The sequence below is a fragment of the Streptomyces sp. NPDC006879 genome (assembly GCF_042869595.1).
Lineage (GTDB): Bacteria > Actinomycetota > Actinomycetes > Streptomycetales > Streptomycetaceae > Streptomyces.
The window spans coordinates 1-17,565 of the sequence record NZ_JBIAGC010000040.1 but is presented as its reverse complement, the minus strand read 5'-3'; the positions used below and the strand labels follow the sequence as shown (position 1 = coordinate 17,565).

At 70.1% G+C, this 17,565-nt stretch carries 13 protein-coding genes; 4 read left to right on the top strand and 9 right to left on the bottom strand.

Annotated elements, in window-relative coordinates; all coding sequences use genetic code 11:
• Positions 1 to 40: 40 nt before the first annotated feature.
• From ACFYMC_RS23825 to ACFYMC_RS23805, 5 genes are all read right to left on the bottom strand, one after another.
• Positions 41 to 1,879, bottom strand: coding sequence for an ATP-binding cassette domain-containing protein (locus tag ACFYMC_RS23825; RefSeq protein WP_388528650.1), 1,839 nt, complete (start codon positions 1,877 to 1,879; stop codon positions 41 to 43).
• The gene (locus ACFYMC_RS23820; RefSeq protein WP_388528649.1) at positions 1,876 to 3,681 is read right to left on the bottom strand and encodes an ATP-binding cassette domain-containing protein; all 1,806 of its coding nucleotides are present in this window, start codon (positions 3,679 to 3,681) and stop codon (positions 1,876 to 1,878) included. Before ACFYMC_RS23820 ends, ACFYMC_RS23825 begins: the two co-directional genes overlap by 4 nt.
• Before the next feature lie 106 nt (positions 3,682 to 3,787).
• On the bottom strand, positions 3,788 to 3,922 hold the full coding sequence (locus tag ACFYMC_RS23815; RefSeq protein WP_388528647.1) for a SapB/AmfS family lanthipeptide: 135 nt from the start codon (positions 3,920 to 3,922) through the stop codon (positions 3,788 to 3,790).
• A gap of 80 nt (positions 3,923 to 4,002) precedes the next feature.
• The gene (lanKC, locus tag ACFYMC_RS23810; RefSeq protein WP_388528645.1) at positions 4,003 to 6,591 is read right to left on the bottom strand and encodes a class III lanthionine synthetase LanKC; all 2,589 of its coding nucleotides are present in this window, start codon (positions 6,589 to 6,591) and stop codon (positions 4,003 to 4,005) included.
• A gap of 197 nt (positions 6,592 to 6,788) precedes the next feature.
• Positions 6,789 to 7,706, bottom strand: coding sequence for a glycoside hydrolase family 19 protein (locus tag ACFYMC_RS23805; RefSeq protein WP_388528643.1), 918 nt, complete (start codon positions 7,704 to 7,706; stop codon positions 6,789 to 6,791).
• Between the two features lie 220 nt (positions 7,707 to 7,926).
• On the opposite strand from ACFYMC_RS23805, the gene ACFYMC_RS23800 reads away from it, so the two are divergent.
• Positions 7,927 to 9,327 (top strand): amidase, encoded by a 1,401-nt coding sequence (locus tag ACFYMC_RS23800; protein ID WP_388528642.1) that lies wholly within the window; start codon positions 7,927 to 7,929, stop codon positions 9,325 to 9,327.
• 43 nt (positions 9,328 to 9,370) lie between these two features.
• Here ACFYMC_RS23800 and ACFYMC_RS23795 read toward each other — a convergent pair whose 3' ends face one another.
• Positions 9,371 to 10,000 carry an alpha-ketoglutarate-dependent dioxygenase AlkB gene (locus tag ACFYMC_RS23795; protein WP_388528640.1) on the bottom strand — a complete coding sequence of 210 codons (630 nt, stop codon included), beginning with the start codon at positions 9,998 to 10,000 and terminating at the stop codon, positions 9,371 to 9,373.
• A gap of 104 nt (positions 10,001 to 10,104) precedes the next feature.
• Between ACFYMC_RS23795 and ACFYMC_RS23790 the strand changes: the two genes are divergently transcribed.
• Both ACFYMC_RS23790 and ACFYMC_RS23785 read left to right on the top strand, forming a co-directional pair.
• A complete protein-coding gene (locus tag ACFYMC_RS23790; RefSeq protein ID WP_388528638.1) occupies positions 10,105 to 10,695 on the top strand; it encodes a helix-turn-helix domain-containing protein in 591 nt (196 codons plus the stop codon).
• A gap of 39 nt (positions 10,696 to 10,734) precedes the next feature.
• Positions 10,735 to 10,917 (top strand): DUF6126 family protein, encoded by a 183-nt coding sequence (locus ACFYMC_RS23785; protein WP_388528636.1) that lies wholly within the window; start codon positions 10,735 to 10,737, stop codon positions 10,915 to 10,917.
• Positions 10,918 to 11,069: 152 nt separating this feature from the next.
• On the opposite strand, the gene ACFYMC_RS23780 is transcribed toward ACFYMC_RS23785, so the two are convergent.
• The 3 genes from ACFYMC_RS23780 to ACFYMC_RS23770 all read right to left on the bottom strand — a co-directional run bounded on the left by ACFYMC_RS23780 (position 11,070) and on the right by ACFYMC_RS23770 (position 15,731).
• Positions 11,070 to 11,921 (bottom strand): ABC transporter permease, encoded by an 852-nt coding sequence (locus tag ACFYMC_RS23780; RefSeq protein WP_388528711.1) that lies wholly within the window; start codon positions 11,919 to 11,921, stop codon positions 11,070 to 11,072.
• Between the two features lie 8 nt (positions 11,922 to 11,929).
• Entirely contained in the window at positions 11,930 to 14,662 is a 2,733-nt protein-coding gene (locus tag ACFYMC_RS23775) for an alpha/beta fold hydrolase (RefSeq protein WP_388528634.1), read from the bottom strand.
• A gap of 379 nt (positions 14,663 to 15,041) precedes the next feature.
• The gene (locus ACFYMC_RS23770) at positions 15,042 to 15,731 is read right to left on the bottom strand and encodes a hypothetical protein (protein WP_388528632.1); all 690 of its coding nucleotides are present in this window, start codon (positions 15,729 to 15,731) and stop codon (positions 15,042 to 15,044) included.
• Positions 15,732 to 15,871: 140 nt separating this feature from the next.
• Here ACFYMC_RS23770 and ACFYMC_RS23765 point away from each other — a divergent pair, with 140 nt between their 5' ends.
• Complete coding sequence (locus ACFYMC_RS23765) at positions 15,872 to 16,894, top strand: GlxA family transcriptional regulator (RefSeq protein ID WP_388528630.1); 1,023 nt, start codon at positions 15,872 to 15,874, stop codon at positions 16,892 to 16,894.
• Positions 16,895 to 17,565 lie beyond the last annotated feature (671 nt).

Below are 17,565 nucleotides of genomic sequence, written 5' to 3'. Positions count from 1 at the left end.
GAACGCGTGGGCGGCTGGGCCCTTTCCAGCTGGGATCCGCTCAGGTGGAAAGGGGCCCGTCCGCAACGTCCCGGCGCTGCGGCGGGTGCCACAGGCCCACGAGGTCCCGGTAGAGCGCTGAGCTCTCCAGTAGCTCGGTGTGGGTGCCGCACACCGCTCGGGTGCCGTCGAGCACCAACACCCGGTCCGCCCGCACGGCGGACGAAACCCGGTGCGCGACCACGAACAGCGTGCCGGGCCGGGCAGCCAGCTCACGCTCCACGCGCTCCTCCGCCACCGGGTCCAGATGGCAGGTCGCCTCGTCGAGGAGGAGGAGCTCCGCGGCGGACAGATGGGCCCGCGCGAGCGCGAGCAACTGGCGTTCGCCCTGCGACAAGTCGCCGGGGCGGAGCACCGCGTCCATCCCGCCCAGCCGCTCGACCAGCGGGCCCAGGCCCAGAAGGTCGAGTGTGCGGCTCACCTGTCCGCGCTCAGCCGCGGGCCGCAGGTAGCTGATGTTCTCTCTGATGCTCCCGGCGAACACATAGGCCTCCTGGGGCAACAGGGTGCTGCGTGCGCCCGTGACCGGCCCCTGGTGGCGGGCGGCGGGACTGCCCGCCACCAGGACGCTTCCGCGGTCAGGCGTGAGGAGCCCGGCGAGCAGTGCCGTCAGGGTGGACTTGCCGATACCGCTGGGACCGACGACTGCCAGGTGCTCGCCCTGCTGGACGGTCAGATCGAGATCGTCCAACACCGGTAGTGCCTTGGGGCCATAGGCGAAGCGCACCCCGCGCAGTTCGACAGCCGGGATCTTCGCCGCGCCGCCGCCGCGCTGCGCCGGGGCGGCGTCCGGTCCCTTGCCCGCGGGTGGGCGCTCCCCCTGGGGGGCGGCGACGGGCACCGGTCGGGTCGCATCGGGGCCGAAGCGCTCCAGCACCACCAGCAAGCGCGTGCCGGCGGCGCCCAGGGCGGCCATCAGGGCATGGAGAGCAGGCAGCAGCGACTGCATGAGGTAGGTCAACGCACCGAGCAACGTGCCCGCGGTCAGACCTCGGTCCAGTAGCCAGGGCGCGGTCGCCAGCAGGGCGATCACCGGCAGCCTGCCGGCGGCACCGAGTGCCAGGCTGCGCACGGCTGCCCATCTGGCCAGCCGTTGGGCGAGGCGCTCGGCTTCGTCTACCAAGCGCTCCAGGGGTCGGCCGACCGCATGTTCCCCACCGCAGGCGACCACGTCGCGCAGGCCCGACCTGGCGGCTGCGACACCGGTGGAGAGTAGTTCGTCGGTGTCCAAGAAGGTGCGCTGCACGGAAGCCATGGGAGTCAGGGTGCCCAGGAAGAGGGCCAGCCCCAGGACGAAGGGCGGGAGCACGACGAGCAAGAGCTCCGGAGCGAGCGCCGCCAGCCCACCGATCGCGCCGAACGCGGTGAAGATGAAGGAACGCGCGGTGAGCAGGAGTCCCGCGAAGCTGTCGCGGGCCATCTCGCTCTGATGGGTGACCCGGGAGACCACGCCCTGGTCCGCCGTGGCGGAGGCATCGGACACCCCCCGGGCCAGCGCTCGTGCCACCGCTCGTCTGACCAGCCCGTCACGCAGCGGTTCGGCGAGGCCAGCGATGCCCGTGAACACCCCGCGCACGCCGATGCCACCCACGAGCGCGGCGACCCCAGCCACTGCCAACCAGGCCAGACCGATGCCGCTTCGCCCCGCCAGGAAGCCGTCGTCCAGCGCCCGCGCGACGCCGTATCCGGTAAGGAAGGTCTGTAAGGACTCCAGAACCGACCAGGCGGCGAGCGCGAAGACGGTGCGTCGCCGCCCCCGTAGGAAGCGCCAGCCCTCGGCCAGGACACCGCGGAGCGGACTCGACTCGATGCCCGTGTGGCGCTGGGTGCCTGTGTTCACCGTCCCACCCCCGGCGAGGTACCTACTGGCTCGGTGGGGTCCACTGCGCCCTGACCGGTGGCGGACGACGGGTCCTGCTCCGGCTCTCCGTGCGGGGTCCGGGCTGCGAACACGCCGCGGTAGTCGGGTTCGCGGGCCCACAACAGGTGATGTGGTCCGCTGGCGCGCACCCTGCCGTCTTCGAGCCAGATCACCAGGTCGGAGCGGGCTGCTGTGGAGAGGCGGTGTGCCACGAGTAGTCGGGTACCGGCGCGTACCTGCTCGGCCAGGGCTCGTTCCACGACGCGCTCGGTGACGGTGTCCAGGCTCGACGTGGCATCGTCCAGCACCAGCAGCCGACCCGCGTGTGCGAACGCGCGGGCCAGCCCGAGGCGTTGCAGCTCCCCGCCGGAGAGGGGGGCTCGCGAGAGCGAGGTGGCGTAGGCATCGGGCAGTCGGCCGATGAAGTCGGCCGCCCCCGCGGCGCGGGCCGCCGCGCGCAGTTCGGCTTCGTTCGGGGCCACGGCGCCGAAGGAAAGCGCCGAGCGGACGTCGGCTCCGAAGAGCGCTGGGCGGGCGAAGGCGTAGCTGACCTCCTGACGGAGTTCCGCGGCTGCGAACGAGTCCAGACGGTCCCCGTCGAGCAGGACCTGTCCTTCATCGGGGTCGGTCAGTCTGCCCGCCACGGCGGCCAGCACGGACTTGCCGGACCCGGAGCGACCCACCACGGCAGCGGTGGAGCCTCCTGGAATGCTCACGTCCACCCGGTTCAGCACGGGACGCCCGTCCCGGTGGACGCTCACCCCGCGCAGTTCCAGGGCGCCGGGACCGCGCGCCGCCGGGGCGGCCGTCCCGTAGACGATCGTGGGCAGGTTCAGCACTTCCGCGGTTCGACCTGCTGCACTTCTTCCTCGGACCAGGGAGCCCAACAGGCCGGTGGCCGCGCCGACGCCTGCGGCGATGGCCGCGTAGCGGGTCGCGGCGATGAGTTCCCCCACGCTGATGGCTCCCGAGGTCAGACGGGTCCCGCCGACGGCGAGCACCACGCACACCAGAAGGGGTAGGAGCACTCCGCTGCGGGCGACGGCTCCACCGTAGACCCGCCACATCTGCCGTCCTTCTCGGGACAGCTCGGGCAGCCCTGCCAGGATGCGCTCGCGCTCTCGTTCGATGGTGCCCGCGGCGGCGATGCTCCGGGCACCGGCGAGGGCTTCGAGCAGGCGATCAGCGATGGTGGACTGGTGGTGCTGGTATCGGGTGACGCTGTCGGCGCAGTCACGGGCGAAGGAACGGAGCAGCAGGAGCAGCAGGGGCAGTCCGGCCACGAACGCGAGTGCCGTCCACAGGTCGACCAGCAACAGTGCGATGAGCGCTCCCACGGGTGCGAGCAGGGTCGACAGGGCGCTGGCGGCAGTTGCTGGGACCGTGCCGGCCTCGGTGGCCAGCGCGGTCATTCGGGTGGAGAGGTCACCCGGAGCGATCCGGGCCGCGTGGTGCGGGAAGGTGGCGAGGAGTCGGGCGATGCCGCGGCGGCGCAGCCATCCGGTGGAGCGTGCACCGGTGCTCGCGGTGAGCCAGGCGACCGTCGCGTCCAGGAGTACATCCACGACGATCAGCAGGGCGCACCACAGGGTCCAGCGGGCTGCCCCGGGGGCGTCCGCGAGCAGGAGTTCGACGCTGCGTCCCAGCACGAGGGGCTCGGCCAGGGAAGCCGCCGCCGAACCAGTGGAGCACAACAGGATCGAGGTGGTGCGGCCGGCGCTGTGCCGGGCTGCTGCTCGTAGGACGCTGTCGGCGTCAGTGGCCGACGGGCCGGAGGTCATGAGGGGTGTCGTCCTCCTCCTATGGGAAGGGCCCCGGGCGACGAAAGCCGCCCGGGGCCCAGATCCGCTCAGTGGCGTGTGCTGTTCAGCCACACGCCGGATGGCGTCAGAGGCAGGTCGTGATGCTCAGGCTGCTGTCGCCGCACAGGAGCAGGCTGGCTCGGCTGTCAGCGCCCAGGACAACCTCGGCGGAGACGTCTTCCTTCGGGGTGTCCATGGACTGGAGGTCGAGCAGGCTCATGATCGTTCCTCTCGGTTTGTGCCACTGGATGGGTGTCGTGCGGTGGAACGGGTGGTGCATTTCACGGTCCTGACGCAAGATCAGAACCGGTTCTGGGGCCGCCGGAGCGGCGGGAGGAAGGGCAGGTGGGCGGACCCGTCTGGGTCGGCGGCACTGCCGAGGGCGAGCAGACAGCCGGCGGTTCCGGTGGCGAGGTCCATGGAGAGCCGCATCATCTGCTCGCCGGGGAAGGCCAGATGACCTTGGTACGCGAGTGCGTGCCGGCTGAGCGCTGAGATCTGGCGGGCGACGGCTTCACCCGGTGCGCCGACGCCCGTAGAGGTGGTCCGGGCCAGGTGCAGCACCATGCCGGCGACCCCGCGAAACAGCGAGGGCTGGGCGTAGAAGGTGCCCTGGGCTGCCCGCGCGATATCGGCTCTGGCCTGTTCGAAGCGCTCGTCGGGGCGGTGCGCCAGATAGTCGTCGAGCACCATGCCGATCCCGACGCTACCGGCGCCGAGGTAGGGCATCGTCCGCCAACCCTCGTTGACCTGGAGGGTTCCACCAGCGCTGTGGACGCAGTGGTCGAGGTCCTGGGCCAGGGCGGCTGCTGCCGCGTCGAGGAGTGTGGTGTCCCCGGTGCGTTCGTACTGTCGTAGCAGAAGCAGGGCACCGCCGGACGCGCCGTACAGGAGGCCTGCACGCTGCACTTCGGGCAGAGCACGACAGACCAGGCTCACGCAGCGTTGCGCCGCTTCGTTGAGGGTGGGCTCGCCCAGCGCGTCGCCCAGATGGCCAAGGGCCAGACCCAGGCCCGCGAGTCCGCTGTGCAGGTCGGGTGAGATGTTGTGCCAGGGGCGCGCAAGTGTCAACTCGGCTAGTTCCAAAGCGCGTTCGGGGTGGCCCAGGTGCTCCAGTGTCCAGGCGACCCCGGCGAGACCGTCATAGAACCCCAAGGGAGTACCGGAGGCCGTCTCCTTGGTGTGCTCAAGCAGCCACTCTTCCCCGCCCGGGCAGGGCGGTCCGCCGGTGGCGGCCATGGCGTACAGGACTCCGGCGGCGCCGTAGCCGAAGGAGCGGCCACCGCCCTCCGCGGCGAACTGGGCGATGTCCCCGGGGAAGTAGCGGTCCTCGCGTTCGGGTGTGGCGGAGGTGAGGACCGCCTGGATGAGGGAATCGCGGCTGCGCGGCCAGTCGGCGGGTTCCACGGGCAGGTAGCGGGTGGCCGAGGGTGGACTGCTCTGCTCCTGGGCACCCTCCGCCCCGGTTGCGAGAATCTCCCGTACTGCTTCGTCGAGGAACTCCCGCGGTACCGGGAACTGTTCCGCGATGATCTCTGCCAGATGCCGCGCCTTGGCGCGGTCGACCGCGAGCAGGGTGGTCAGGGGAAGGAACAGGGTGAGTCGCAGACAGGCCAGGGCGTAGCGGTCCACGGCGAATCCGCGCCGGTCCGCGGGGGCCACGAAGGCCGGGTTGGCGACGGTCTGGCGACGGCCCTCGTCGACGTGGGCGGCGGCTTCGAAATCGAGCAGCACCACCGCGGACTCGTCAGGTGTGACCATGATGTTGAACAGATGGAGGTCGTTGAAGACCATTCCCCGCGCGTGGATCGCTTGCACGGCGTCCTCGACCAGAGCGTAGATCCGCAGCGCCCAGGCGGTGTACTCGGCGAGCTGGGCCGCGCTTGGCTCGGTCTCGATCAGCGGGTGTCGGCGGGCGAAGAAACTGTTGAGGGGTTTGCCCTCGATATGCTCCAGCGCGAGGAAGTGGTGCGAGCCGATGGTGAAGTGGCCGCGGACTTCGGGGGTGCACCCCGAGCCGGAAAGCCGTTCCAAGGCGCTGCGCTCGCGGTGCAGGCGGGTGACGGCGTCCGCGCCGTCCGCTGCCAGCCCGGCATGCGGGCGGGCCTCCTTGAGGACCACCTGCTTCCCGGTGCGCGGATCACGGGCCAGGTACACCCCGCCGCCGTTGGAGAAGTGCAGGGCCCGCTCGATGGTGTAGGGCAACCCCTTTGTGGTGGTCGCGGCTCGGGCCTGCTGGTGCTGTTGGAGGAAGGTGGGCAGCCGCACCCAGTCGGGCGTCTGGAAGGCCGGCCCGCGCAGGTCGGGTACGAGCCGGCCCTCGGGGTCCGCCACGGCTGGACGGAGCTCTCCTCGCTCGTCGTAGCAGTAGCGCTGGGTGAAGCTGCCGTAGCGGAGGAAGACTGGGCCGTCGCCCCACCGCAGGTCGCTGAGGATGTAGGGGCCGTCCTCGCCGCGCAGGAGGGCATCGAGGTCGTGGGCGATGGTCTCGCACTGGTGGTCGTCCGCCGGGTAGACGGTGATGAACTTGCCGCTTCCCGCGCGGTCGGCGTACTTCGCGTTGCGGGTGTGCAGGAGGTAGCGGCTGGGGATGAACTTGAACGCGATCTGCCGCTCCAGGCAGTAGGTTCGTACCCGGTCCAAGATGGATTCCGCGTTGGTCAGGCGGGCCGTGACGTGGATCTTCCAGCCTTGGGCGGGCAGTTCGTGGCGGATCGGTCGCAGGGCCAACCAGTCGCCGGTGCGGTGCGACTGCCAGCCGTCCGGTACCGGGAGGCCTGCTGCCGGGTATTCCGGTGCTTTGCTTGTCGGTCCCTCGCCGGACAGCCGGTGCGGCGCGTCGTAGAAGTACCGGTCCGCGTCGCAGAATACGGCGTAGCCCTTGTTCACACCCGCTCCCTCGTTCGGCGTTGAACCCAACGGTGTCACGGGGAGAAGGCGGCTCGACAGTCACAGGCATCATCAGTGGGCCGTGCAGAACTCACTAGTAACTACCTTTATCCCAAGCCTGGTTGTCGAGGGTGGCGGCGACCGGTCCTCCTCGGCCGCCGCTCCTTTGGGGCGTCATCTGTGGCGTCAGCGTCAGCTCAGCAGCTGAGGTTGTTTCCGGTGGGGACTGCCAGTAGTTGGGTGAAGCGCTGGTAGTTGTTGATGCGGCTCTGCACCTGGGAGGGGTTGCCTCCGTTGCACTCCAGGGCGCCGTTGATCGAGCGGATGGTTTCACCGAATCCGCGTCCGTTGACCATCGCGGCGTGACCGGTCATGGTGCCTGGTCCGTTCTGGGTGTTCCAGTACCACAAGGCGGTCTTCCAGGCCACGGCCGCATCGTGCTCGACCAGGTAGGGATTGGCGAGCAGGTTGATTCCGAGGGCGTCGCCGGCGGCCTTGTAGTTGAAGTTCCAGCTCAGTTGGATCGGTCCACGGCCGTAGTAGGCGGCTTGGCCGGCCGGGCAGCCGTAGGGCTGTGCGGCATCGCAGTAGTGGGGGTAGTTGGCCTGGTTCTGTTCGACGATGTGGACCAGCCCGCCTGTCTCGTGGGAGATGTTGGCGAGGAAGGCCGCCGCTTCCTGCCTCTTCACCGTGTCACCTCCGGTGGTGGCGAAGGCGGGGTACGCGGAGAGGGCTGCCTTGAGGCCGCTGTAGGTGTAGAAGGAATTTCGGGTCGGGAACATCTGGTTGAACTGCGCCTCGCTGACGACGAATCCGGACGGGTTCGGGTCCGGCCCGGGACCGGGGTCGGTGCCTCCCCCGCAGGCGCCCTGATCCGCCCAGACACCCCATGTCCCGGTGGTGCCGGGGGTTTCTCCCTGGGTCCACCATTTCGCCTGCCAGTTGTGGTCCGCGTATGAGGCGCTCATGCCGCCGGTGTAGACGGAGGTCGCGTTCCAGGGGCTCGCGCAGCTGGTGGCGGCAGCGGGGGAGGTGGGCAGGCAGACCAGGAGGGCGGCTGCCGCAGCTGTGGTGGTGAGTGCCGCGAAGAGGCGCTTGCGCAGTGTTCGCATCATGTAACTGCTCCTTGGGTGGGGGGAGTTGTCGAACGCGACCGGCGCACCCACTCAAGCGGAATGGTCTGTACCTGTCAAGGTCTAGACCAACTGGTGAGCTGGGGATGGCCCATGGCGGCTACCGCTCGGTAGTGCGAGGATCGTTGGCGACCACTGTGCGAGGAGATGGGTGACCATGGCCGAACTGCACGATCTGACAGCACTGGACTAAGGGCGTGCGGTGCGGGCGGGCGAGGTCTCGCCCACGGAGCTCACCGAGCACTACCTCGAACGGATCGAACGGCTCGATGGTCGAGTCGGCGCCTATGTGACGGTCACCGCCGAACTCGCCCGCGAACAGGCGGAGCGGGCGGAGGCGGCTGCCCTCGCTGCACGCCGGGACCAGGGGAGGGGGGTCGGACTCGGGCCGCTGCACGGCGTCCCGGTCCCCATCAAGGACCTCCATCAGGTGGCGGGCGTGCGCTGTACCTTCGGCTCCCAGGCCTTCGCTGATCACGTCCCGGCCATCGACGACCATATTGCGGTCCGGATGCGTGCGGCCGGCACGGTCCTGCTCGGAAAGACCAACACCCCCGAGTTCGGGCTCCCGTGTTACACCGAGAACCAGCTCGCGCCACCCGCGAGGACTCCCTGGGACCTGGAGCGCTCCGCCGGTGGATCCTCGGGGGGTGCGGCGGCGGCTGTCTCCGCCGGCCTGGCTCCGCTCGCCCATGGTTCCGACGGTGGCGGTTCGATCAGGATCCCCGCCTCGGTCTGTGGTCTCCTCGGCATCAAGCCGAGCCGTGGTCGGGTCAGCGCCGGTCCGGTGCTCCATGACGTCAGTGGGCTGAGCACCTCCGGCCCGCTCGCCCGCACCGTGGCGGACGCCGCCGCCCTGCTGGACGTCCTGGCCGGACCCATGTCGGGTGATCCCTACGGCGCCCCCTCGCTCCCACCCGGTGACAGCTTCCTCGCCGCGGCCGGAAGGGAGCCCGGTGCCCCGTTGCGGGTGGTGGCCCTGGCCACTGCGCCAGTGGCCGGGGTTCAGGTGCATCCGGAGTGCCTGGCTGCCCATGCGGCGGCGATCGGCCTGCTGAGGGACCTCGGTCACCACGTGGAGGAGATGGCCCTGCCGGCGGACGGGCGTATTCGTCAGGCCTTCGAACAGGTCTGGTCCGTCATGGCCGTTGCCCGTCCGGTGCCCGAGCGGGACGAGAAGCTCTTGATGCCGCTGACCCGTCATCTACGCGAGCGTGGGCGACGGGTCAGCGGCACGGACTTCAGCGAAGGGCTCTACGTCTTCCGTGCCTTCGGTCAGCTGATCGCCGACTCGCTTCTCTCCACCTATGACGTGATCCTCACGCCCACGCTCGCCCAGTTGCCGGCTCCGGTCGGTTCGCTGCGGGTGGACGCCGATCCGGCGGCTGAGTTCGATGCGCTGGCCGCCTTCACTCCCTTCACCCCGCTCTACAACGCCACCGGCCAGCCGGCGGTTAGTGTGCCCCTGCACTGGACCGACGAGGGGCTGCCCATCGGGGTCATGTTCGGTGGTCGCTATGGGGAGGACTCCCTGCTGATCTCCCTGGCCGCCCAGTTGGAGGCGGCCCGGCCCTGGGCGCATCGGCGGCCGGCCCTGTGGTGACGTGCTGAATCGACGGCGTGACCGGCCGTGTGTCGCTCGTGGCTCAGTGGACGCCGCGCGGGCGGAACTGGATGCTGATGCGCGGGCCCACGGCGCGGGCGGACTTGGGGATCGAGTGTTCCCAGGTGCGCTGGCAGGATCCGCCCATCACGGCCAGATCGCCGTGTCCCAGTGGTAGCCGCAGACTGGCCCGACCGCCCCCGCGTGGCCGGAGCGCCAGGTCGCGCGGGTCACCTACGGAAAGGATGGCGATCATGGTGTCCTCGCGGGACGAACGTCCGGTCCGATCGCCGTGCCAGGCCACGCTGTCCCTGCCGTCGCGGTAGAAGCACAGTCCGGCGGTGGCGAACGCTTCGCCGAGCTCGGCGGCATAGTGCTGGGACAGGCTCTGGCGTGCCTCGGTGAGGACCGGGTGTGGAAGCGGATCATCCTCGCGGTAGGAGGCGAGCAGGCGGGGTACGGCCACCTCTCGTTCGTACATCTGGCGGCGTTCCGCCCGCCAGGGGACCTCGGTGGCCAGGTATTCGAACAGATCGTCGGCGCCGCTCAGCCATCCCGGTAGCTGGTCGATCCAGGCGCCGTTCCCTAGACGCTGCCGCCGCATGCCGGAGAGGGGGCCGAGGTGGACCTCCGAGGCCTGGTCGAAGAGGGAGCCCTGGAGCGGTGCGTACATGCCCAAAGGGTACCCATAAATCGAACGTGTGACCGATGGGAAGTCTCTTTACCTCTAAGGCAAAGAAGTTTGCCCTTGGGGTAATGCTCTGGCTCAATGGACCCATGACCGACGAGCTGCCGATCGTTGCTCCCAAGCTGCGCGAACTGCGCCGTCGCACCGGGTTGACCCTGGAGGCGGCAGCCGCCCGAGCCCGTATCTCCCCGGCCCACCTGTCTCGGATGGAGACCGGGCGACGACAACCCTCGCTACCGATGTTGCTGGGGCTGGCCCGCACCTACGGTACGACCGTATCCGAACTGTTGGGCGAAACGCCGCCGGCCGCCGATCCGGTGGTACGAGCCGCCGGGCAGCGGGCCCGCGAAGCGGACGGCTGGACCTACTGGCAGGCGGGCGGCTCCGCGCGGGGAATGCAGGCCCTCAGGGTCCGCGTCCCCTACGGCGGCAGCCAGGGCGACCTCGTCCGCGTCCACCCCGGCGAAGAGTTGCTGTACGTGCTCAAGGGGCCGCTGCGCCTGCACCTCGGGGACGCCGAGCACCTCCTCGAAGAGGGCGACAGCGCCCACTTCGACTCCCTCACGCCCCATCGCATCGCGGCAGCCGCACCCGGTGGTACCGAGCTGCTGTTCGTCCACACGCTGCTGCAGAGCACGGCTGCCGGACTCTGCCTCGGCGGCGACCGCCGCGGGGACTGAACCCGTCCGGCTCACGGACCCAACGAGGAGACCCAACCCATGTCAGAGTCCCACAGCGGCGAACAGGCGCCCACCGAAGCGACGCGGAGCTCCGTGCGCAGCTCCATCGAGTCCAAGTTCCCCCGCGGACTCGTGGTGCGCCTCTTCGCCTACCTCTTCGCCGGCCACCTCTTCGCCGCCTTCCTCTACCTGCTCTTCGCCCTGGGCGCGCAGGGCCAGTAGCGGTCGCAGCCGCCCCGAGACACTTCGAGGTCAAGGACCAGGCGCCGGCCGACCCTCGGGCTCAGTCGCCTTCGAAGCCGCCCACCAGCCCCGGATGTTGCGGTTTCCCCGCTCACGCATGGCGGCGTTCGGCCTTCCGGCCCGGGCCGGCCTCAGGAGACGACGTCCTTGCGGGCGAAGTGACGGAAGGCCAAGGCGAAGAAGACCAGTGCGTACGCCACCGACACCGCCGCCCCGCGCACCATGCCGTCCCACACCAGCTGTGGCTGGAGCGCGTCGGCCCAAGCGAACTGCCAGTGCGCGGGCAGGAACTCCCGCCACGACCCCAGGGCGGTGACCGCGTCCAGCACATTGCCCACGATGGTCAGTCCGACGGCGCCGCCCACCGCGCCCAGTGGTGCGTCCGTCTTCGTCGACAGCCAGAACGCCAAACCTGCTGTGACCAGTTGGGAGGCGAAGACGAACGCGACCGCGAGGGCGAGCCGACCCACCGCGTCCGATGCCGCCAGCGCACCACCGGTGGGCAACTGCAACGGGCCCCAACCGTAGGCGACCGTACCGACTGCCAGGGCGACCATCGGCAACAGCACCATCGCCGCCAGACTGAAGGCGAGTGCCACCACCAGCTTGCTCCACAACAGTCGAGCTCGGGGGACGGGAGCCGCCAGCAGATAGCGCAACGAGGACCAACTCGCCTCGGAGGCGACCGTGTCCCCGCAGAACAGGGCCACGGGGACCACCAGCAAGAACCCCGCAGAGACGAAGAGGGCGGTCGCCGCGAAGTTGGCGCCGGACGCGGTAGCCGTGTCGATCAAGGTGACCCGGTTGGTACCACCTCGGCCACCACCCGGTTCTCCGCCGATCGCGAAGGCGACCACCAGCACGAAGGGCAAGGCCGCCAAGACCGCCCCCATCACCAGGGTGCGGCGCCGGCGCCACTGGCGCAGGGCCTCCACACGCAGCGGGAGGGTGTGCTGCGGTCGGTAGCCGCCGGCGGATTCCATCAGCGTGCTCACGCAGGTCCTCCGATCAATGTGAGGAACGCGTCCTCCAGGCGCCGGTGCGGCCCGACACCGCTCAACGGTGCACCCATCCGGACGAGTTCACCGATCAACGCGGTGGCGCTCATTGCGTCCAACTGCACCAGGAGGCCCTCATCCGTGACCCTCGCCGAGCTGACGCCCTCCAGCGCGGCCACCTTCTCGGCGAGTACCTCCCTCGACTCCCCGCAGTGCGCGGAATGCGACGGGACGCCCTCGGGCAGCCCGGAGCCGACGGGCTCCGACAGGGTGACCACCAGCGTGTCACCGCCCCCGATGATCTCCTGTACCGGCCCCGCCTGCACCAGGCGTCCGCGGTCCATGACCACCAGATGGGTGCAGGACTGCTCGACTTCAGACAGCAGGTGACTGGAGACGATCACAGTACGACCACCGGCCGCGTAGCGGATCATCACCTCACGCATCTCCCGGATCTGCGGCGGGTCCAGGCCGTTGGTCGGCTCGTCCAGGATCAACAGGTCCGGCATGCCCAACATCGCCTGAGCGATCGCCAGTCGCTGGCGCATGCCCTGTGAGTACGTCCGTACCGCCCGCTCCAGAGCGTCGCCGAGGCCGGCGATCTCCAGAGCTCGCTCCATCTGGGCGTCCTCCGCCGGCCGGCCGGTGGCCTGCCAGTACAACTCCAAGTTGGCCCGACCCGAAAGGTGCGGCAGGAAACCTGCGCCCTCCACGAAAGCGCCGACCCGCGAGAGCACCGGGGCTCCGGGACGGATCGCGTGCCCGAACACCCTGATCTCGCCACTGTCCGGACGGATGAGACCCATGAGCATGCGCAACGTGGTCGTCTTGCCTGCGCCGTTGGGTCCGAGCAGGCCCAACACCTGTCCCTTCTCCACCCGGAAGGAGAGTTCCCGCACGGCGTACCGGTCGACCGACTTCGCATAGCGCTTGGTGAGTCCGACGATCTCCAACGGCACCTCGGCGAGCGCCGGGTCGGGCGCCGGGGCTCGCCTGCTGCGACGGGCCCCGATGCCGAGGGCGGCGGCCAGCAAGGTCCCCGCCAACGGCAGCCCCCAGGTCCACCAGGGGTACCCGGCGCTGGACGTGCGCAGGCCGTCGAACACCGGGACGGCCAGGCCGCCCTCCAAAGCCACCGTGTAGTCGGCCGGCACGGTGGGCGACGCGTAGCCGAGGTCCGTCGCAGCGACCACGAGCCGCAGCCGGTGCCCCGCGGCCACTGCGTGGTCCACCGCGGGAAGTCTCACTTCCACCGTGCTGCCTTGCCGCGCGTCTTCCACCCGGAAGGGTGCCACCAACTGACCGGGCAGCACTCGCTGGCCGTCCGGCGCCACGTCGTACAGCTTGGCGAAAAGCACGGCCGAGCCGTCCGCCGCTCCCGAGCGCACGGAGAGCCGTGCCGTGGGGGAGCCGGTGATCCGCACTTCCTCATCGAACGGGGCCGAATCGAACTGCGCGTACTGCCCCGGGAAGTCAAGCGAGAACCCGGCACCCAGCGAGGAGAGTTGCCCCAGAGCGCCACTGAGCCCCGGGAGGGCGGACAGCGCGGGCGGGGAACCACCTGCCGGATTGGCGAAGAGCTGCTCCCGCCCCGTGAGCGCCACCTGCCGGGTACCGGCCGAGAGCCCCGGATAGCGTTCGGCGCTCGCCCCGCGCAGTTGGGCCGTGCCGTTGGTGGAGTCGACTCCGCCGGTACGGCTGATCCGGAAGGCGGGTCCGGTGCTCACCTCCTGGTCCCGCTTGAGGTACCGGTCGAACCATGCGATGGTCCGCCGCTCCAGACGATCGGTCTCAGCAACCCCCGCATCGTGGCCGCCGGCTACCCAGTCGACAGCCACCGCGGCGCCGCTCGCGCGGATCACGCGGGCCATCTGGTCGGCCTGGTCCAAGGGGAAGAGGGAGTCCCGCTGCCCCTGCACGATCAGCGTTGGCACCCGGATCCGGTCGCCGACCGCCGACGGGCTACGCGCTTCCAAGAGCGTACGCGCCGCGGCGTCTGGCTTGCCGGACACCGCGATCCGTTGGTACATCCGGCACAGTTCTGCTTCGAAGCGGCCACAGCCGGGCTCGCCGGCGACCCTCGGGGCGGAGCGCCCGGTCGAAGTGGTGTTGGTGGAGCCGGACGTGAAGAAGATCCCTGACCACAGCTTCTTGAAGACGCCGTGAGGGAAGAGGGCGTCCGCGAGGTTCCAGTAGGTGATCTGCGGGGCGATCACGTCCACCCGGCGGTCGTGGCCCGCCGCCAGCAGTGCGACCGCGCCGCCGTATGAGGCACCCGCCACGGCGACCCGCGGGTCGTTCGCCGAGTCGAGCTGCACCTCGGGGCGCCCGGCCAGCCAGTCGATGAGCCGTGAAACGTCCTTGACCTCGTGATCAGGGTCGTTGAGTCCGATCCTGCCGCCGGAGGCACCGAACCCCCGGGCCGACCAGGTCAGCACCGCGTACCCGGCCCGCGCCAACCGCTCGGCTTGCGGACGCACGTCCTCCTTGCTCCCGCCAAAACCGTGGCCCAACAGCACGGCGGGACGTCTGCCGCCGCCGAGGGTGGTGAAGTACGAGGTGTCGATTCCGGCGTCCGGCATCTGCGCCACCCGGTCCTGCCTACGGACCGGTGCTTGGCCGTCGGAAGCGGCCGTGCTCCAGATGCCCGCCCCGGTGGTGAGGGTGAGGGCGGCAGCAGCAGCCGCCAACAGGCGCCGGCGGCGCCGGGGGAGTCGGATCTGCATGCATGAACCATATGCGCCGAAGCCCTCCTCCCCGGCCGTCCCCAGGCGGAACCGGGTACCTCCGCTGGGAGTACGGCGGAGCCCGCCCGGTACCGCGCCCGCAGTACGCAAGGGAGCCAAGGCCCAGCACCCGGCGCGAGCCGCACGACTCGGGGCAGGCGCGGTCGCTGGAGCGCCTGGTGGCGTTGGCGGTGCCGCACCGGTCCGCGCCGGTGCGGCTCGCAGGACGGGCTCATCGAGGTGAGGGGAAAGGTTCCCGGTGGGATCGAGCACGAAGTCCGAAGTCGTTCGGCGCTCGGGGGCCCGCGACCGAATGCGGCGAGGGCCTACCGCCCGCACCGCGCCTGGAGGCGCCCCCTTCGGCGCGGGCGGGCGAGCATCAGGAGGCGCAGGCGGTGCGTTCCTCGGCCGTCATCGCGCGGGAGCGAGCGATGAGGGAGTCGTTCTTGCCGGTGGGTGCGCTGAAGGTGCTGTTCTTGATGACGACGTGCCGGTACCTCTTCTTGGTGCCGCTCCTGATCTTGGCGTCGGACGCGAAATCGAGGCGCAGGTCGCCGGTGGCGGTGCCCATCTCCGCGGCCCTGCTGAACCAGCCGACGTTGCAGGCCGGGACCGGGAGGCTGTTCGTCTGCGAGACAGTGCTCGACCGCGTCCAGGTCTTGGTGTATTTGGCGGTCACCGCGACCTCCGCCGCGCCCCAGACGGCGGCCTTCACCGAGGTACTCACTTCGAAGCTGTCCGAGCTCGTGACCGTGTCCGACCAGGCCAGAGTGTGGGTGACCGTCGTGGACGCGTAGTTGAGGACGCGGTCGCCGACCGGGTGTTCCGGCCCGGGCGCGGCTTGGTAGGCGGTCGGGGCGTAGCCGATCTTGCAGTCGATGTCCTGCCAGGGGACCGCCGGCCCGATCTCGTGCGCGTCGTAGCAGATCTGCAGGGCCTTCGCCGCCAGCGGGTCACTGGCATCCAGCGTCAGGGTGCGGTTCTGGGCTGCTGCGGCTGGTAAAGCGGTCAGCCCCAGTATCCCCGCCGTGATCCCCGCCAGGATCGATGCTCGTCGAATTGATGGCATGCGTGTGCGTTTCCCTTCCGGGTCGAAGTGTTGAAGAGCGCAGGCCGGGAGTCGTACGCAGCCGCGGTGACGAAGACCCGCCTACTCGACGATCATTGTGGAGCCCCGCCACCCCGGAACGTGAGTGCTAGAACATGCACATGCCGCAAGAATCCTTCCACGGCCCCGCTGGGCCCCGCCCGCACCGCGTGGCGGTCCTCGTGGATGAGAACACCAACCCGTTCGAACTGGGCTGCGCCACCGAACTCTTCGGTCTACCGCGGCCCGAACTGGGTCGAGAACTCTACGAGTTCGCACTCTGCTCGCCAGGTGATCGCTCGGTCATGCGGGGACGCTTCTTCACCCTGACAGAAGCCGCCGGCCTCGAAGCTGCCGAGGCCGCCGACACTCTGGTGGTCCCGAGCAGACCGGATGTCGACCGTCCCCGTCACCCCGCCGTACTGGACGCCATACGCCGCGCCCACCGGCGTGGCGCCCGGCTGGTCTCCTTCTGCACCGGCGCGTTCGCCCTGGCCGAGGCCGGGGTCCTCGACGGGCGGCGGGCCACCACGCACTGGCAGTGCGCGCAACTCCTGCGCTCCCATTACCCCGCCGTCCGCGTCGAACCCGACGTCCTGTTCGTCGACGACGGCAGCATCCTCACCTCCGCCGGCAGCGCCGCCGCGCTCGACCTAGGCCTGCACATCATCCGCCGCGACCACGGCGCGGAGACCGCCAACACCATCAGCCGCCGACTCGTCTTTCCCGCCCACCGCGACGGAGGTCAGAAGCAGTTCATCGAGCGCCCCATGCCCGACCTGCCCGACGAATCGCTCGCTCCGCTCCTGACCTGGGCCCAGGAGCGGCTCGACTCCCCCCTCACGGTCGCGGACCTCGCCGCCGAGGCGGCCGTCAGCACCACCACCTTGCACCGGCGCTTCCGCGCACAACTGGGCACCACACCACTCGGATGGTTGACCGCGCAGCGCGTCACCCTCGCCCGCCGGCTCCTCGAACGCGGAGACACCCGCATCGACGCCATCGCCCGCCACAGCGGGCTCGGCACCCCGGCCAACCTGCGCACCCTGCTACGCCGGGAGACGGGACTCACCCCCTCTGCCTATCGCCAACGTTTCGGCCCGGAACCCCACGTCACGACCGGCCTCTCACCAGCCACCTCTTGAGCAGGCTGAACGATCGGAGCGCCCGGCGGCCAGCGGCGCGAGAGAGGGGGCTGGTACGCGAAGGGGGCAGCTGAGGACGACGGAGCGGAACCGCAGGGCGGCGACGTTGTTGCCGACCGTGTCGGGGATGTTGACGCACACCCCGTTCTCCGGGGCCATCAGCGCACCGCCCAGGTTCACATCGTCGGGGCCGACGTACGTGTAACCGAAGACCCCACGGCGGCCGAGGCCGGTGACGCGGGCAGGGCGCCGAGACCGGCGGCCAGGGAGTTGCGCAAGCGCATGGGAGGTGCCCCAGGAGGGAGCGTGGGGTGGGACCTCAAGCTCCCGCAGGACGGTGAGCGATGACCGCGGCACACGTGCGGAAAGGTCACCGCCTCACCCGCTCGCCGCATCGCCCATCGCTCCGGCTCCACCGTCGAGCCTCTGGTCAACGGGGGCGAGCATGGGTTTCGGGGCATCGCCACCCGGCACGACAAGACGCCTGCGAACTACCGCGCCGGCCTTCACCCCCGCGCCGCGATGGTCCGGATCAGGGATCTCACCAGCTTTCCTTGATCACGACCGAGTGCACCTCCTAGTACTCCAGCAGCACTTCGTGGCTTGACCTGGGGAAACGTCGAGCGGGTGGGAGTGTAGCGGGCAGGAGTCGGTCACGGACGGCTTCTGCC

Excerpts from the sequence above, each read along its gene's own strand:
- ACFYMC_RS23820 (WP_388528649.1), bottom strand. The coding sequence starts at position 3,681 with ATGACCTCCGGCCCGTCGGCCACTGACGCCGACAGCGTCCTACGAGCA.
- ACFYMC_RS23815 (WP_388528647.1), bottom strand. The coding sequence starts at position 3,922 with ATGAGCCTGCTCGACCTCCAGTCCATGGACACCCCGAAGGAAGACGTC.
- ACFYMC_RS23805 (WP_388528643.1), bottom strand. The coding sequence starts at position 7,706 with ATGATGCGAACACTGCGCAAGCGCCTCTTCGCGGCACTCACCACCACA.
- ACFYMC_RS23795 (WP_388528640.1), bottom strand. The coding sequence starts at position 10,000 with ATGTACGCACCGCTCCAGGGCTCCCTCTTCGACCAGGCCTCGGAGGTC.
- ACFYMC_RS23790 (WP_388528638.1), top strand. The coding sequence starts at position 10,105 with ATGACCGACGAGCTGCCGATCGTTGCTCCCAAGCTGCGCGAACTGCGC.
- ACFYMC_RS23785 (WP_388528636.1), top strand. The coding sequence starts at position 10,735 with ATGTCAGAGTCCCACAGCGGCGAACAGGCGCCCACCGAAGCGACGCGG.
- ACFYMC_RS23780 (WP_388528711.1), bottom strand. The coding sequence starts at position 11,921 with ATGGAATCCGCCGGCGGCTACCGACCGCAGCACACCCTCCCGCTGCGT.
- ACFYMC_RS23775 (WP_388528634.1), bottom strand. The coding sequence starts at position 14,662 with ATGCAGATCCGACTCCCCCGGCGCCGCCGGCGCCTGTTGGCGGCTGCT.
- ACFYMC_RS23770 (WP_388528632.1), bottom strand. The coding sequence starts at position 15,731 with ATGCCATCAATTCGACGAGCATCGATCCTGGCGGGGATCACGGCGGGG.
- ACFYMC_RS23765 (WP_388528630.1), top strand. The coding sequence starts at position 15,872 with ATGCCGCAAGAATCCTTCCACGGCCCCGCTGGGCCCCGCCCGCACCGC.